Here is a 17,166-nt window from a genome sequence, read left to right on the forward strand (position 1 = left end):
TCAGCTATTTCAAAAGGATTTTTAACAATTCGTCCAAAGGACTGCATAGGGTGGTTTCATTCGTGTAATTATGTGCAATAATTTATTGGATTGCTATAAATAAGGCAGTTTTTTCTCTCCACGTGAATTAGGAAACAAAGTATTCCACTGCGTTCTCCGGGAAGAATTCCTTAAACTCACCGTACAACTGTGCCGCCAGTGTTTTATTGTGCGCTATGATCAAGGTTGGCTTATTTAACTGTGCAATAACATTTGCCATGGTAAAGTTCTTGCCGGAGCCTGTAACACCAAGCAAAGTCTCGCATTGATTGCCTTCCCGGAATCCTTTAACTAGTTTTTCGATTGCCTGAGGCTGGTCTCCGGTCGGCTGATAATCTGACACTAATTTAAACTTTTTCTGTTCGTTTTCCACTTCAATACCTCCCGATACGACTAATATCAACCAGAAAATTCGTGCAATTTGAGGTCAAAATTCGTGTAATGGCCTTTATTTTTTTAGTCAAAATGGCAATTACACGAATAAAGTCACTAAATTTTTTTTTTGACTTGGCGCCACTTACCATAACGCCCAGTCATTCTTCAAAACAGAATAGCACAAAACAACATAATTATAAAGGTACAACTATAAATTTTCTTTGTCAGCTTATGCATCTGATTGTATAAATATTCAATTCTCACTCGCGAACATCTGTTCTTTTCTCATTGTAGCAAAAAAGAAATATAAACACAAGACCAATCTATAATTACTACTATGTTTTTAACAAAATAAAAACCGCCTGCGTGAAAAGCAAACGGTTTCTCTATCCCTATAACATTTCATTTTTCCTTCTGCCGGCAAAAAGTTCTCTACTCTATTAAGAAATTCTTTTGCATTGCAAATCTGATTTTCCGAGTCCTCTTTTGATGCAATAAAGAAATCTGAGTAGTCACATTTTTCTCTAATACGGTATGCACTATCTATCAGTTTATATGTACCCCTATCGAACTTTCCTCCATGCACATAAACCTGATTAAAATGAGCAATTACAGAACTATGCTTCGAAGCATCAAAGCCTCCCGGAATATTTACCGCCCTAATCGCATGAAAGATTGCATAATATGATCTGTTTATCGCAACCTTATAAAATCCTGACTGGTGATTGCTTACAGCCGCTTCCATATCTTCTTTGGCACGAGCAAAGCGATATTCTGAAAGAGTTTTTACATCAAGCTGCATACAGAACCACTCCTTCCTCGGACACATTTCTATAAAATGGAGAAATTGTCATCCACGTCATATATTCTTGGTAACTGACATCAATAATTGAAAAAACCTTAAAATATTTTATGGAAATATCCGTTGAAACATCGCTCAGTTTATCTTCAAACATCCTTAATTCCTGATCAGTTCCATCCACAAGAACCATAACATCTATATCCGACTCATCGGTAGCTGTTCCACGTGCAACAGACCCATATAAAATTACTGCTTTCAGTTTTTCTTGATATACTGTCTGTAACATATCTGCCAATTCCGTCAACATCTTTTTCAATTCTATATCCTGCAATTTTTCCATATGTCTGCCCCACCTTTCCTAATTATTCTTAATAGCATTATAACCAACTTGCTGCAAAAAAAAACAATGCACACAGTATTTTCATTTTTTAACATGTTATCAGACCACCATAATCCTTTAACATTTCTAAAAATATATAAACTTATTTCTCCAAAAAGAAGAGATAGCCTAAGCTACCTCTTCCTCCAAATACCATTCTGCAATATCGTCCATCTCTGTCACATCCGAATAATCGTACACAATGATCACCGGCGCAGCTTCCTCTCTGTTTTCCTGCTCTGCATCATCTTCTTCCGTTACGCTTTCATCTTCTACTATAACAATCTCCTGAAACATGCTTTTCAGCATTTCTGCATCTGTGTGATCGTAAGGATGTACCTCCTCAATAAATGACTGAATCTCCTGAACACAATCTGCAATAATCGCCTGTATATCCGTATAAGTGTCCACCGTAATGATTGATTTGGAATGCCCCAGCGCAGCGGCTACCGCTTTCTGGTTTATATCATTCTTCATCAGAAGCGTTGCGTATGTATGCCTCAGATCATGAAATCTGATGTGTGGAAGACCCACCGTCCATGCTGCCTTCTGCTCCGGTTTTTCTCATACTTCTTGCGTTCTTCAAGAATCTCTTCAAACACATAATCCGGAATATCCAGTTCACGATAACTGGATGCTGTTTTCAGTTTGATCTCATGTTTCGTCTTTGTCTTTGGTTTCAATGACTCTTCATCTACATGGAGATCTCTTCCTAACTGTCTCTGGATGCGTAATTTGCGATTCTTATAATCAATATCCGAATACTTCAGGCCATTAATTTCACTTTTCCTAAGCCCCATTAACAAGGCAAAGACCATCTGCATATGGATCCGTGTCTCCTTCGATGCTTCCAGCAACAGTTTTACCTGCTCCAAAGTATATGTTTTAGTCTCATCTACAATAATCGTATGATACTTTGACTTTTTTACTCCTTTTGACAGTTCCAAACCTTCACAGGGATTCGTCATAATCAACCTTTTCGATAATGCGTATCTCATAGAGGTATTCATAATTGTTCTTGCCCTTTTAGGAATAGCAGAATATTGTTTTACAGGTTCTTTATACATTTTCATCAGATGCCCTTGATTGAGCGCAAGCAGCCTCAGACCGCCAATTCTGGGAATAATATGTTTCTGAATACAGTCCCTATAATTATAATAGGTATTCGCCGTAAATGACATATCAGATGGAGACATTCTCCATCTGATATACTATCATACAGATACGATTATTTCAATATATGGCTAAACCCCAACAGTTTAGCATCGTAATACCCAATTGCCACCTTTAAAAAGATAACTGTATCTTTTTTTCATAAATATTAATAATTCTTCCTATGAATAAGGCTGTCAGTATGGTTCCTATACCAAGACCATAAAAAGGGGTATGATTAATTAAACATAAAATAATAGTGGCAAACACAAGTGTAATATCAAAAGTATTTTTCACTATTGAAAAAGGAAAAGAGAAGACTTCTGAAATAGTTTTTACAATACCATCAGTTGGTGTTAAAATAAGATTTGTTTTCACGCTTAAAAATACGCCCATTGCAGTAATGAACATCGTCATAATAAAACAAATAACCCTTAAGTATAAACTTAACGATAATGTAGGAATTATAAAATCATATAAATCAGTCAACCAACCAAAAGCAAACGATAACGGAATTTCTAAAATAAAAGTAACTGTGATCTTTTTGGATAAAATACATTGAATAATAACAAATATTAAGTAACAGATAATAGAAGCTGTTCCTAAAGAAATGTTATAGATTTGTGATATTGAATACATCACAGAACTAAAAGCAGCAACTCCTAAATCAAAGCGAACATTTAATACAACAGCAAAAGCTATTAAATTCAAACCAAGAAAATATAAAAAATATTTTTTCATTCTTATTACCTCATCATTTCTATGGTACTGTAAGCCACCAGAACCGGAGATTCTGCCTTGATGGCACACTTATAAAAAGCCCAAAGGTCTTGATTTCAAGGCTTTCAGGCTTAAGTTAACCCCAGCGGAGTCTGTTGTGTTTATCTTACTGGAATTTCACCTTCATCTATCAGTCTGTCTGGGGAAAATACAATACGGATTCTTCCGTCTGTCGCAACCTTGCAATCTCCGTCAAACGCATTCTTACCGCCATCCTCGATTTTCGCAGTTCCTGAAAGGATATTCTCACAGATGCGTATCGCTGTATTCATGATGCTATGATCCATGGAACCAACGAAAGGCATTCCCGCATATCCCACATGGCCATTAAAATTGCGGTCAAATTCACTTTCATAGGACTTGATTTTATCCAGAGCTCCCAATAGTGTATTAATACTGTCTCTGCAGAGCAGATTACCATTGCAGGCATCTCCAGAAAACAGGATTCGCTCTTTCCGATCAAGGAAACAACAGCCTCCCGATGTATGACCCGGTGTCTCAATTACCTCGATACTGCGTCCCCCCAGCTCAAACACCATCCCCTCCTTCAAAGGAAGACATTTTGGCATCTTTTGTATCCGCCGGATATCCGCAGGGCTACAGTCATACACATCGTAAGCTCCCATATTTCCCAAAAGTTCCACATAATCTGCGATGCTATCATAATTTATCGGTTTAAGACTATCCTCATCTTTTTCGTGAATATATACCTCTTCAAACTGAGCAGCTCCTCCGATATGATCCGGATGTCCATGTGTCAGCACTACATCATAGGGAAGCGGAGTCAGCCAGGAAATCAGCTTTTTCAGGTCTGTCATTCCGACACCCGTATCGATGAGTAATGCACGTTCCGTACCTTTTAACAAAAACATGGCTGTCATACCAGCCTCATTGATAACCCAGGTGTCTTTTGCAATCTCCGTCACCTGATATGTAGTCAGCTTTGCCATATGCATTCCATCCTTTCCGCATCAGTGCATAAATACATTTTCTGCATCCTCATCTAATGGTACAGTAAATGCCGGAGCATGTTTAACAAGAAGCTCCATCAGCCTGTGGTCATAATTATCTTTAACTTCGCAGATATTGTCAAAAATCATAATTGCCTCTTTACCTGGCTCACATACCGGCCACTGCGGAAGAGAAGGAACGGAAGGATTTCCGTATCTCGCAAAGTTTATCCAGGCACCACATATTCTCTCCTGCAGGCGGTCTGTTTCTCCCGGCACATTGCAGATAGGAATTCGGTCAATATTATGGAAAACAAACGGGATTTCAGAGCAATGCCATGCCAGTTTTCCTCCCTCATATGGGAATTCATAATTAAACATGTAGGAATATACGGGAGCTTCCTTATGTACTGACTTCTTCGCAATGAAATCTTTCGATGCATAACGGAAAATATAATCCAGCGACAGAACATCTACAAGGCGATTATTCGGATATGCTTTTTCGAATTCTGCTGCAATCTCTTCTGCATCCTCCTGAAAGCATTTTTCCAGAAGTTTCATCGTTTCCTCACGGGTCAGTTCATCCCTATTCTCCAGAACCGGCTTGAAATCAAATTCTCCAAAAACGCTACCCACTATCACCGGAATCTTTTTTGCTCCATCGGTAAATCCTACTCTGCGCGGATCACCGGCATACCATGAATTTGCTCTCGGCTCTCCGCCCACGTAGAGTCCTTTCTCCTGCAGCTTGGGTGACACCTTATTATATGCTTCCGCAAGGAAATAGTAAGGAATCGTTTCCAAATCCTCAACGGATTCCAACTTCAATTCCGTCAGAAGGGCCTCCACAATTGCGGTACCGTCATCCTCTGCCTCTTTTTTACCTTCTTCTATTACGCCGCTCTGGATAATCCCCTTATGGAATAAACCTTCTGCAGCCGGTGTATTCATCAGGGAATAAACTTTCATTCCACCACCGGACTGACCAAACAGGGTTACATTACCTGGATCTCCGCCAAAACCAGCAATATTGTCCTGAATCCAATGAAGGGCTGCGACCATATCTGCATTTCCCACATTAGCAGAATTGTAGTATTTTTCCCCATAAGCAGATAAATCAAGATATCCCAAAATATTCAGACGATGGTTCAATGACACGACAACCACATCTCCGTACTCACTCAGATGATCTCCCTCATACGCCACCTGTTCAATGGATGAGCCTGCAAAGAATCCACCTCCGTGCAACCATACCATAACCGGTTTTTTTGCTTCCGGATCCAGACTCTGTGTCCAAATATTCAGATACTGGCAATTCTCATCCATTGGCCAGTAACGATGTGGGATCATAGCCTCCATCAACGGATGATCCTGCATCAGCATAGGACACACATAACCGTAGGCCAGAGCATTTTTAATACCTTTCCATGGTTTTACCTCTCTGGGCATTTGAAAGCGATCAGCATCAGCATACTTGATGCCATGGAAAGTGTATGTAGAATTCATCTTAAATCCCCGTATCTTACCCGCCTTAGTCTGAACTACCGGTTCTGCCTTACTACAGTAAAAACAATCTCCCATTTTGTATTCCACCTTTCTTTAGTAATTTTATGTATATCTTATTTCATTACCATTTTGTCATTTTTTTGTTACCGTTTTATTACATCTCTATCTCCACATACAGTTTGCATATTGGTCTCTTCCTGTATTGCAGCCCGATACTGAGAGGGAGTCATATGATAATGCTTTTTAAACACACGAAAAAAGTTTTCCGTATTTTCATATCCAATCTCTTTTCCGACTTCACTGACCGTCATATCTGAATTCCGGAGAAGACACTCTGCATTTTGAAAACGAATTTTTTGAATCATGGCTGAAAAAGTGCACCCGAACACATTCTTCAAATATTTGGAACAGTAAGGGACTGTATAATGTAGCTGTTCTGCAATTGTTGATACCCATCTACTATAATCCCATACATTTCAGAATGATCCGAAGATTATGGACTGCACATCTTTGCACATCTCCGAGACACAGACGAGGCTTCTTATCTAAATGTCCTTTGTACCCGATTGCTCTGCCATCATCTAAAATAAAAGCAACTTCCTCATTGGCCGGGCATATCTTTGGCACAAAACTTGCCGGATCATTGAAAAATGTTTTCATATCATTTGCCTGCATGTAGACTTTTTCCCCATCAACCAAAATCTCTCCATCCTTCATCTCGGCAGTATGTCCTTCACCCAGAGGTGCCATGACTGTATCCGGTCCTTCCGGATCAACCGTAAAGGAATTCCAGCTGGCTGCGAAAACCGGTGCAAATGGTACTTCCTGCACCATAATTACCTGCCCACGTTCATCAAACTCTGGCATAACTGTTCTCACAGCCTGAAGAATATTCATGGCCCTTCCTTTTCCTCCCGGCATAATCAAATCATTTCCGGCATGCATGGATTTCCAGGGTGTACTGCTGCCTCCGTTCCAATCAGTCATGATCAGACCTTCAAATCCCCATTCTCCGCGGGCAAGATCCGTACATAAGTCATAACTATCTGCTGTAGGAACACCGTTGATCAGATTGTAGGAACTCATGATAGACAACGGCTGAGATTCCTGAATAGCAATTTTATAGGGTTCCAGATAAATCTCCCTCAGTGCCCGCTGACCAATCACAGAATCCACAGCATTCCGATTCGTCTCCTGATTATTAGCTGCATAATGCTTAATGCATCCACCTCCTCCTGGCAGGCTCTGAAGACCGCGTACCATTGCTGACGCCATCTTTCCAGATATGAGAGGATCTTCAGAAAAATATTCAAAATTTCGTCCGCACATAGGATCACGCTGAATATTCATTCCTGGTCCCAGAAGCAAATCAATCCGCATTGCCTGCATATCTGCTGCCATTCCGCATCCTACCTGTTCCAAAATTTCCGGATCAAAAGACTGAGCAAGAAGCGTACCCACCGGCCATGCCGTACAGTAATGGTATACCTGCCTCTTTTCCCCCGATTCCAGATCGGTTGCCTCAAACTGCTGTGTGATACGCACACCGCCCGGACCGTCTGCCAATACAATAGAAGAAACACCATAACTTTCCAGTGCGTGTGTTGTTTCCCCTGCCGCTCCAGGTACAGATTCCGAACTGGCTCCAATCACAGGATTGTTCTCATCCTGCACACCCCAGCCTGTACCACAGCAAAGATCCGCCAATTGTGCAGCATCAAGCTGTGCGGCAAATTCTTCCATTGACACTCTGCCCGAAGCCACATCATTCAGCTTCCATTCTTTCTTTTCCACATACCGTACTGTTTCGTAAGGCATAACCGGCTGATAGCTGGTATCTGTCGCATATGTAACCACCTTTTCATCGCTATAGGCTGAACGCGAATCCAGCGTTTCCGGTATCTGCACAGCCAGAAGAACCGGTACATCCTTCCATATAGTTTCATCCTTTCGGTCAGTTAACCCCTTCTTTTCCTCCAAAGTTTCCGTTAACGGAAGCTCCACCAATACCTGTTCTGTCAAAGCAGTTTGTTCCAGCCGAATCTTGCACACCGGTTTTGTATCTCTGGAAGAAGTACCGATACGCACTCCATAATCTCCTTTTGACAGAATATAACCTCCTGCATTTTCACTATAAGATGCAAGATTACGCAGCGGTATGCGGATTTTGATATCTTCCTTTTCGCCCGGTGCCAGTAACATCGTTTTTTGGAAACCTTTCAGCTCCTGTTCCGGCATATCCATCTCCGATACCGGTGCAGAAACATATATCTGCACAACTTCACGTCCGGCAAACGCTCCTGTATTTTCTACTGTTACGCCAAGAACCAGTGTATCCTCATCCAGCGATGCCTCCAGATTTCCCAGTGCAAATGTCGTATAGGAGAGTCCATAACCAAAAGGATAACCCGGCTCAACATTAAATGTATCAAAGTAACGATAACCTACATAAATTCCTTCCGTATATACTGCCTTATTAAAATCCTGAAGGAAATTGCCTGCCGTAGGATAATCTTCATATTTTTTTGCCCAGGTTGCGGTCAGCTTTCCTGACGGTGTTGCCTTACCTGTGAGAATATCGGTAACGGCGGCTCCTCCCTCCTGTCCTGCCTGCCCCATGAGAAGAATAGCATCCGCACAAGCCGCCTCCAGATCCTGCACCGATATGGAGCCCGGAACATTCAGCACCAGTATCAATGAGGAAAAAGCTGACCGCAGCTTTTTAAGATTATCCATCTCCACTGCAGAAAGCCTGTAATCTCCAATTTCATACTTTTTATCCCCAATGGATACTTCTTTTTTCATGAAACGATCATTTCCCTCACCGGAATTTCTCGAAATGACACAAATAGCAGTTTCTGTTTCTTTTGCATATTCTTCCAGTTTTTCTGTTGTCAGCGGTTCCTCCGGAAACGCAAAAACACTCATGACCTGGTCCTTCATCTCTCTTTTGGCCAGATCATAGCATCTGGCCCACGCCATCTGCTGTTCCCGGTTCACAATCTCAAAACCTTCTGTTTCCATAGCATTCAGAATATTAATATGATAACGCAGAGACTGATCCACATCCTGATCACCACCGCCGGAAAGACCGCCGTTAAAAGGATCTCCCGATCCCGTTCCGCCGCGGATTGTTCTGGCAGCTCCGTTTCCAAACAAGGCAATCTTTCCCCTGCCCTTTAACGGAAGAACCCCATTTATGTTTTTTAAAAGTACCATTCCCTGCGTCGCCGCTTCTCTCGATATTGCAGCACCGCTGATCTCACGTTCGGACATCGGCGGATATATCGTATTACTTTTCATATTTTTTCCCTGCCTTTCATTTAAGACTCACTAAAAAACTATTGTATCCGAAGATATGTAATCTTTGCATCCCCCCGCATACGTACACTCAATGTAAATGTCTTATCAGGTATCCTTTGAAGAGAAATCACGTTGCCCTGTTTTTTTTCCCGGTATCTGAATTTCTGTTTTTATAAGGATATTGGCACTCGATGTTCCCGCACCGATGATATAGCATCCTTCTTCAACCATCAGAGACTGGCTGATGACATCATAAAAACGAAGTTCCTCAACCGGAATACTAAACTGCATGCAGCGGGTTTCTCCAGGCTGCACTGCTTTTTCTCTGCGAAATGCAAGCAACTGTTTCAGTGGTTTTTTTACCCTGGATGCAGGTGCAATACCGTATATTTGCACCACTTCATCAGAAACCATAGTTCCGGTATTCGTTATCTCAAGCACTGCTTCCAGCGTCATCTCTGCCAGCAGTCAGTCGAGACGTTCTTCCATAGACAGTGATGAATCCCAAAAAGGAGTCGTTTTATCACTCTTCATACTCCTCCAGAGTCTTAGGATATTCATAATTATTTTCCTTAAGAGCTGCGTACTGTATCTGGCAGTTTCCTCCGGTTACCAAAGTCTGGTATCCTACACCAGCATAAGAAAGCTGATATATTCCTTCATCTCCAGAACCCCATTTCAGCTTTTCAAACTCATCGCCGTACATTTTTTTAATATTTGGACCATATTCCTCGATCAGATCTGTCATATCAATAAGTGCACCTGCCTCATACAGACTGTTTACACTTTGCTTAGCATAAATCATATCTGGATATTCGTCCTCAGCAATCATCAAAGATATATCCTCGGAAGGATCACCTGTACTGGCTACCGGATAGGAAATATCCAAAGTCACACCTGTGGCTTCAGTAATCGCCTGAGCAACAGGATTTTCCCAGTTGCCATTTTTTCCGTCTGCATTGTAGTACTTGAAAGTTATAGGTGACAAATCATCCTTACTGTCCCCAGTACTGCTCTCGCTGTTTTCATTCTTGCTGCTTTCGCTCTTACTGCTTTCCGTATCCTTGGAGCCACATCCTGCCACTGTTCCAACGCAGAGTGCTGCTACCATAAGCAGAGCTAAAATTTTCTTCATTTTCATGTTATTCCTCCCTATATTCTTAGAAAGTCCTACTATAAGGCCAAACATTTGAGATTTTACAATACCTCTATTATTTGTCTCTCATTGCAATAACTCTCCAAGATTATTTTAGATTTTCACGCGCGTTTTTGCTTATCTGAAAGATATCATGGATAGTATATTGGAAGATATAGGAAAATTAACCTTTAAATTTAGAAATATTGACTAATCATTTTTGTAAAAAAAGGTACACCCGTGCGAACCTTGAAAATTTCATATAAAACAATAAATTTATGTCAGGAAATGGTATAATGATCTCAGATTATTTGTGAGGTGAAGCAGACATTATCGTTATGGATAATATGCGTTCCCATCATGCAAAGGCGGTGAAACAGCTACTGGACAGTTCAAAAGTAACCTATCTGTATTTACCCCCATATAGTCCGGATCTGAATCCGATTGAAAAGATGTGGTCAAAACTCAAAGCATTTTTAAGGAAAGAAAAGATACGGATGGCATCGGAATTACCATCAGCTATTTCAAAAGGATTTTTAACAATTCGTCCAAAGGACTGCATAGGGTGGTTTCATTCGTGTAATTATGTGCAATAATTTATTGGATTGCTATAGAACATTTTCCGTATTATCCTTCTTCTTTTCCGGTATACTTCTTCCATTTGACACTCCCCACAGCAAGGGGTTTTACGACGCATTGGATAAGCAGCAAGCTTTCGGATCACGCCATTATCCCTTACAGAATAATGGATTGCATCGATGTAGAGAATAGGATAGACCTCGTCCAGTGGCCGGTTCTGCCAGTCTTCAATCCGTGGCAGAATCTTATCCGTCACATCAGAAATTTGAACGCAAAGCAAAAAAATTCCCCCGCACCAGCTACTTCCGGTACAGGGGATTTGTCATACTTTATTTTGTTTTCTTCTTTAAAAATCCAATCGATGTCTTACAGATCAGTTTATCGAAAATCATAAACATTGCCGGCAGAATCAGGATAACAACGACCATACTGATGATCGCGCCCCGCGCAAGCAGGGTACAGATGGAACCGATCATCTCAACCTGAGAGTAGCAGGCTACACCGAAGGTTGCGGCAAAGAAACTCAGGCCGCTGCTGATGATGGACGGCATGCTCGTTTTGTGGGCAATGCTGATGGCTTCTTTTTTGTCTTTTCCGTTCTGACGCTCTTTCTGGTAACGGGTTGTCATCAGGATCGCGTAATCGACGGTTGCACCGAGCTGGATGGCTCCGATGACGATACTTGCTACGAACGGAAGGCTGGTTCCCTGATAATATGGGATTGCCATGTTCAGCATGATAGCAAATTCGATTACGGCTACCAGGATAATCGGCAGGGAAATCGATTTGAAGATCAGCAGGATGATGATAAAGATTGCACCGATGGAAAGGACGTTTACGTTGACCAGATCGGCGTCGGTGACATCCTGCAGGTCTTTCATCAGCGGTGCTTCACCGATGACCATACCATTTTCATCGTAAGATTTTACAATCTTGTCAATCTCTTTGACCTGTTCGTTTACTTCATCCGTTGCTGACTCATATTCCGAGCTGACGAATGCAAGCTCGTAATCATCACTCTGCAGCATGCTTCGAAGATCCTCCGGGATCATGGATTCCGGAATGGTCGGGCCAAGCAGGGAACTCATGCTGATGGTTGATTTGACACCTTTCACGTTGCCGATCTCATCCATCATTTTCTTTTTCTGTTTGGAGTCCATATCACGGTCCATCATGACGATGTGCATGTTGCTGACGTTGAACTGTGCTTTTACCTCATCGTTTGCCACGTTGCAGTCCAGGGTAGCCGGAAGGGAACGTGCGATGTTGTAATAAATCTGGGTATGATTGTTTCCGTAGATCGACGGGAACAGCAGGATCAGGAAGATCACAACCCACGCCTTATAATGTTTGGTGATAAAAGCGGATGGTTTATCCAGACTCTTTACCAGCGGTCTATGTCTCGTTTTCTCAATTGCCTTGTCAAATACCAGAACCATGGCCGGCAGGACGGTGACACAGCAGACAACGCCGATCAAAACACCTTTTGCCATAACGATACCAAGGTCGCGGCCAAGGGCAAAGGTCATAACACACAGTGCCAGGAAACCGGCTACGGTGGTAACGGAGCTTCCGGCTACGGATTTGAACGTGTTGGCGATTGCATGGCCCATCGCACGCTCTTTGTCATCCGGGAAACGCTTTTTATTCTCCTCGAAGCTGTTCAGCAGGAAGATGGAATAGTCCATCGTAACACCAAGCTGCAGTACAGCAGTCAGCGCTTTTGTGATATAGGATGTTTCACCAAGAAAGACGTTGCTTCCAAGGTTGTAAAGGATTGCCAGTCCGATACTTAACAGGAACAGAATCGGAACAACAAAGGAAGTCGAGGTCAGCTCGATAACAACAAGACTTAAAACTGCCGCAATAACAACGTAAACCGGAAGCTCCTTTAATGCTACGTTTTTGATATCGGTAACAACACCGGTCATACCGCCGATAAAGCACTGCTCGTTCGCAATTTTACGAAGATCCTCGATTGCCTCCATGGAGTCATCGGAAGAAGTCGTATTGTCGAACAGAACGAGCATCATGGTTGCATCCCCATTGTAGAATGCTTTCCGGAGTTTTTCCGGGATCATCTCAACCGGCACGCTGATGTCTGCCACATCGTCATACCATAAAACTTCTTTTACGTGGTTTACCTGCTCGAATTTTTCTTCGAGTTTCTGTACGTCCTTCATTTCCATGTTTTCCACAACAACCATGGAGAACGCACCCATGCCGTATTCATCTACCAGAATGTCCTGACCTTTTACAGTTTCCAGATGCTCCGGCAGATAGCTGAGCAGATCATAGTTTACTTTCGTTGCTGCCATTCCGATGACTGACGGAATAATCAGCAGAAATCCAATGATCAGCATCAGAATCCTGTGCCTGGCAATCCATTTGCCAACTTTAACCATTTTCATTCATCTCCTCTGATTCATTTTTAACTTGTTTTTCTAGTACCACATCTTACAACTTAAATGACTATTAGTCAATATTCGAAATGGCAAAAAATGAATTTTGGTCATTTTTTGTTTACTTTTACAAAAAATAACGGAAATCGGAAATGGGAATCGTTGATTTTTCTGCGCATCAAAAAAGAGTGCCTGGCTCCTTCGTCCTGACACTCTTTTTTATGCATTTTTTTATTTCACTTCAACCAGCTCAATCTCAAAATTCAGCTCTTTTCCAGCCATCTCATGGTTGGCATCAAATGTGATATTGGTCTCGTCTTTTGCGGTAACTTTTACCGGAAACGGCTGGCCGTACTGGTTCTGCAGATAAACCTGCTGTCCGACCTCTACTTCCTCTGCTCCCGGAAGCTGTGCGATCGCAACGGTGAAAATTGCGTTCGGATCCGGCATTCCGTAAGCCTCCTCCGGCATCAGATGGATGTTGACTTTTTCGCCGACTTCCATCTCTGCAACGGCTGCATCAAAGCCGCGGATCATCTGGCCCACACCGCAGATAAACTCGAGCGGTTCGCCGCGGTCGTAGGAAGAATCAAACTGGGTTCCATCGTTGAAGGTTCCTCTGTAATGGGTACGGCAGGTTTTTCCGACATTCTTACCTTCCATAACCGGTGTCGGTGCACCGCATCCGCCGCCGCAGGTTCCGCAGGAACCGCCGCAGGAGCTCTCCTCTTCCTCATGGCTTCCGCAATGGTCGCCGCAGGAGTGGCCTTCCTCGTGATCGTGGTGATCGCAGGTTGCACCCGCAGATGTGAGCGTTCCGTTTAAGTAAGCTTCCACCGCTGCATCCACATCTCCTTCCGCTCCGGAGCAGAGCTCTACGCCAGCCTCAGCAAGAGCAGCCTGTGCACCGCCGCCGATGCCGCCGCAGATCAGAACATCCACGCCCTGCTCGGAAAGAAGGCCTGCCAGTGCGCCGTGGCCGGTTCCGTTGGATCCGATCACTTCGCTGGAAACCACTTTGTTGTCTTCTACTTCGTAAACCTTAAAATTCTCTGTTTTTCCAAAATGCTGGAAAATATTCCCGTTATCGTATGTAACTGCAATTTTCATCTAACTAAATCCTCCGTAGTTTTTTTCTTACGCCTCTTTTCCCTGCATAAAGGCTTCAATCTGGTCCGGATCGCGCATCAGGCTCTCAGAAAGAACCTCGCATCCGTCCTCTGTGATCAGGATATCGTCCTCGATCCGGATTCCGATCTCCCACTCGTCGATATAAAGACCCGGCTCATCGGTGATGATGGCGCCCGGACGCAGCTTGTCGTTCCATGCCGCGGTCACATCGTGTACATCGATGCCGAGGTGATGGGAAACGCCGTGCATGTAATAGGTTCCGACATCCTCTTTCTTCTCGATCAGGCCAAGTTTCACACAGCCCTCGCCGAGAACATCTTTTGCGATATCGTCGAGCTCTTTTAATGTCATACCCGGTTTTGCTGCTTTTGCAACGGCTCGGTTTGCTGCCAGAACAACGTCGTAAACCTGTCTCTGGCGGTCCGTATATTTTCCGTTGACCGGATACGTTCTGGTGATATCTGCGCAGTAGCCCTGGAATTTTGCTCCAAGGTCCATCAGAAGCAGGGTCTCATCCTCGCACACGTCACGGTTGGTGTCGTAGTGCAGCATCGTTCCGTTTGCACCGCTTCCTGCGATCGTCGGGAATGCGGTTCCGTCTGCTCCCTCGTGGAAAATCTTGTACTCGAAATCAGCCTGTGCCTGATACTCGGTGCAGCCCGGTTTCAGATTCTTCATCACAAATTTCAGCGCATCATCCGTGATCTTGATTGCCTGGCGGACAAGTGCAATCTCATCCTCATCTTTCTGCATCCGCAGTGCTGCGATGACAGGAGCAATGTTCCTGACCGGTCTGCCCGGGAATTTCTTTGCGAACTCCTCTGCCTTTACCATGTTGTAATCCGGCAGATCCTCGACCTGATAGCGGTAGCAGTCGAAATACAGGGTTCCGATGTCCTCGCGTGCCATCAGACGGTTTACCATGCCCTCAAAGGAATCCAGGAAACGAACGTCCTCGATTCCGGTGATCTCCTGTGCCTCGGATACGGTTACTTTTCTTCCAAACCATCTCTCCTGATTCGGATCCGCTTCCTCGATAAACAGAATGGATTTCTCCTCTTTTGCGGTCTTTTTCATCATCAGGATCATGTGATCTCTGCGAAGGCCGGTCAGATAGAAAAAGTTGCGGTTTGCTTCAAATGGCAGATATTCATCTGCGCTGACATGCAGCTCGATTCCGGAAAACAAAAGCAGTGCGGAATCCTCGTCCATTTTATCAAAAACCTGTTTTCTTCTTTCTGTAAAGTTCATCTGTCTTTCCTCACTTTCTTTTAGAGCCTGCCAAGATCTGTTTTCGGCTCCTCTACTAAGATAACACGTTCGTGCTTTTTTTCCTACCTTTTTCCTGCTTTTCTGTGAAAATTTTTATTTTATTCCGCACCTTCCAGTCCTTTGACAACTTCCAGCGCTTTTTCGAGCTGCACATCGCTCGTCGCGTCATCCGGCAGCTCCACCTCGACATCCGGCGTGATACCGACCTTGTGGATGTCGTTGCCGAGCGGCGTGTAGTAATGTGCAATCGTCAGTTTCACCACACTGCCGTCGGAGAGCTGGAACGTATTCTGGACAATGCCTTTTCCAAATGTCGTCGTTCCGACAATCGTTCCGATACCGTAATCTTTGACGGCTCCCGTGAAGATTTCTGCCGCACTTGCCGTATTTTCATTGACCAGCACGACGAGCGGAATCGAGATCGGGGTATCGCCGTCGCAGGTATACTCTTCCCGTTTTCCGTTTTTATCCTCGGTATACACGATGAGTCCCTCCGGCAGGATCTGGCGCAGGGTGTCGCAGACTGCCGTCACGAGGCCGCCCGGATTTCCGCGCAGGTCGATAATCAGGCGCTCCATGCCCTGATCCTGCAGCGACTGGTATGCTTTCTGGAACTGCTCGGAGGTAAGCCCTGTAAACTCGCTGATGGCCAGATAGCCGATCTTGTCGTCCAGCATTTTGCCGTCAGCCACGATTGCCGCAAGCTTCTCTTTCGCAACTTCCTTCTCCAGCAGTTCCGCCTCGCCTTCCCGTTCAATTGTGAGCATCACGGTGTCATTCTCACTGTTTTTCAAAAGACCGACGGCTTCGTTGAGGCTGAGCCCCTCCAGTGTCTGCCCGTCAATCTTTACAATGCGGTCATCCGCCTGAATGCCCGCCTTTGCCGCCGGGGTATCGTCCTGCACGCCGGTGACCTGCAGCTTATCGCCGTCCAGCGTCACCGTAACACCGATGCCCTGATAGTAACCCTCCTGCGCTGTCTTGATCGCTTCGTATTCCTCTTTCGTGTAATACGTAGAATACTTGTCGCCGAGGCCGCTGATCAGCCCTTTATACATCGCATCCGACAGCTCTGTGTCATCCACATCGCCCGCGTAAAGCTGGCTGATCATCGCTTTGATCGCCGCCGTCTTCCGCCACGACCAGAAGCCGCCGGGGTGGTCCGCACTGCTTCCCGGCCAGAGAAACGTTGTTCCGACAAGCACGATCATTACAATCGCCAGCATGGAAATCATGCCCGCAAAGTAGCTCTTCCGCATCTCATTTTTTCGGTTTTTCTTTCTGTTTCTGCGCTTTTTCGGTTTTTCCTGCTCTGCCGCTTTTACGCCCTCTTTTTCTTCCTTCATCAGTTCTTCCAAAAT

Annotated in this window: 16 protein-coding genes and 3 pseudogenes; 1 reads left to right on the top strand and 18 read right to left on the bottom strand. The window is 44.0% G+C overall.

The genetic code is table 11. The features are described from left to right. Window positions 1–130: 130 nt before the first annotated feature. From ACY2VW_RS01325 to ACY2VW_RS01385, 13 genes and pseudogenes are all read right to left on the bottom strand, one after another. A pseudogene (locus ACY2VW_RS01325) lies at window positions 131–412 on the bottom strand (DEAD/DEAH box helicase family protein); the annotation flags it as partial. Window positions 413–757: 345 nt separating this feature from the next. Beyond that, window positions 758–1,216, bottom strand: a complete 459-nt coding sequence (locus tag ACY2VW_RS01330) for a HEPN domain-containing protein (RefSeq protein ID WP_173816672.1) — start codon at window positions 1,214–1,216, stop codon at window positions 758–760. Beyond that, window positions 1,206–1,556 (bottom strand): nucleotidyltransferase domain-containing protein, encoded by a 351-nt coding sequence (locus ACY2VW_RS01335; protein WP_461876738.1) that lies wholly within the window; start codon window positions 1,554–1,556, stop codon window positions 1,206–1,208. Before ACY2VW_RS01335 ends, ACY2VW_RS01330 begins: the two co-directional genes overlap by 11 nt. Window positions 1,557–1,724: 168 nt before the next feature. After that, entirely contained in the window at window positions 1,725–2,072 is a 348-nt protein-coding gene (locus tag ACY2VW_RS01340; protein ID WP_274601367.1) for a hypothetical protein, read from the bottom strand. A gap of 23 nt (window positions 2,073–2,095) precedes the next feature. Next, window positions 2,096–2,563 carry a tyrosine-type recombinase/integrase gene (locus ACY2VW_RS01345; RefSeq protein ID WP_461876782.1) on the bottom strand — a complete coding sequence of 156 codons (468 nt, stop codon included), beginning with the start codon at window positions 2,561–2,563 and terminating at the stop codon, window positions 2,096–2,098. Between the two features lie 141 nt (window positions 2,564–2,704). Continuing rightward, window positions 2,705–2,791 (bottom strand): annotated as a pseudogene (locus ACY2VW_RS01350) (hypothetical protein); the annotation flags it as partial. A 91-nt stretch (window positions 2,792–2,882) separates the two neighbouring features. Beyond that, entirely contained in the window at window positions 2,883–3,488 is a 606-nt protein-coding gene (locus ACY2VW_RS01355; RefSeq protein WP_238061770.1) for a YczE/YyaS/YitT family protein, read from the bottom strand. A 140-nt stretch (window positions 3,489–3,628) separates the two neighbouring features. After that, the gene (locus tag ACY2VW_RS01360) at window positions 3,629–4,477 is read right to left on the bottom strand and encodes an MBL fold metallo-hydrolase (protein ID WP_158555036.1); all 849 of its coding nucleotides are present in this window, start codon (window positions 4,475–4,477) and stop codon (window positions 3,629–3,631) included. A 21-nt stretch (window positions 4,478–4,498) separates the two neighbouring features. Further along, window positions 4,499–6,070: a carboxylesterase/lipase family protein gene (locus ACY2VW_RS01365; RefSeq protein ID WP_461876739.1), complete on the bottom strand. Its 1,572-nt coding sequence runs from the start codon at window positions 6,068–6,070 to the stop codon at window positions 4,499–4,501. Between the two features lie 56 nt (window positions 6,071–6,126). Next, window positions 6,127–6,426: a helix-turn-helix domain-containing protein gene (locus tag ACY2VW_RS01370; RefSeq protein WP_443647334.1), complete on the bottom strand. Its 300-nt coding sequence runs from the start codon at window positions 6,424–6,426 to the stop codon at window positions 6,127–6,129. Between the two features lie 16 nt (window positions 6,427–6,442). Further along, on the bottom strand, window positions 6,443–9,286 hold the full coding sequence (locus tag ACY2VW_RS01375) for a beta-glucosidase (RefSeq protein WP_117804615.1): 2,844 nt from the start codon (window positions 9,284–9,286) through the stop codon (window positions 6,443–6,445). Between the two features lie 105 nt (window positions 9,287–9,391). Next, entirely contained in the window at window positions 9,392–9,742 is a 351-nt protein-coding gene (locus tag ACY2VW_RS01380; RefSeq protein WP_461876740.1) for a fibronectin type III-like domain-contianing protein, read from the bottom strand. Between the two features lie 67 nt (window positions 9,743–9,809). Then, complete coding sequence (locus ACY2VW_RS01385) at window positions 9,810–10,427, bottom strand: hypothetical protein (protein ID WP_461876741.1); 618 nt, start codon at window positions 10,425–10,427, stop codon at window positions 9,810–9,812. Between the two features lie 332 nt (window positions 10,428–10,759). Between ACY2VW_RS01385 and ACY2VW_RS01390 the strand changes: the two genes are divergently transcribed. Continuing rightward, window positions 10,760–11,017 carry a transposase gene (locus tag ACY2VW_RS01390; RefSeq protein WP_461876742.1) on the top strand — a complete coding sequence of 86 codons (258 nt, stop codon included), beginning with the start codon at window positions 10,760–10,762 and terminating at the stop codon, window positions 11,015–11,017. Between the two features lie 104 nt (window positions 11,018–11,121). Here the strand turns inward: ACY2VW_RS01390 and ACY2VW_RS01395 are convergent. The 5 genes and pseudogenes from ACY2VW_RS01395 to ACY2VW_RS01415 all read right to left on the bottom strand — a co-directional run. Next, window positions 11,122–11,265: pseudogene (locus ACY2VW_RS01395) on the bottom strand (transposase); the annotation flags it as partial. Window positions 11,266–11,329: 64 nt separating this feature from the next. After that, a complete protein-coding gene (locus tag ACY2VW_RS01400) occupies window positions 11,330–13,405 on the bottom strand; it encodes an efflux RND transporter permease subunit (RefSeq protein WP_461876743.1) in 2,076 nt (691 codons plus the stop codon). A gap of 228 nt (window positions 13,406–13,633) precedes the next feature. After that, window positions 13,634–14,512 (bottom strand): NifB/NifX family molybdenum-iron cluster-binding protein, encoded by an 879-nt coding sequence (locus ACY2VW_RS01405; protein WP_055227718.1) that lies wholly within the window; start codon window positions 14,510–14,512, stop codon window positions 13,634–13,636. 27 nt (window positions 14,513–14,539) lie between these two features. Then, window positions 14,540–15,784, bottom strand: coding sequence for an aminopeptidase P N-terminal domain-containing protein (locus ACY2VW_RS01410; RefSeq protein ID WP_461876744.1), 1,245 nt, complete (start codon window positions 15,782–15,784; stop codon window positions 14,540–14,542). Between the two features lie 119 nt (window positions 15,785–15,903). Then, the gene (locus ACY2VW_RS01415) at window positions 15,904–17,163 is read right to left on the bottom strand and encodes a S41 family peptidase (protein WP_461876745.1); all 1,260 of its coding nucleotides are present in this window, start codon (window positions 17,161–17,163) and stop codon (window positions 15,904–15,906) included. Between the last annotated feature and the right edge of the window lie 3 nt (window positions 17,164–17,166).

The organism is Fusicatenibacter sp. (assembly GCF_977045365.1).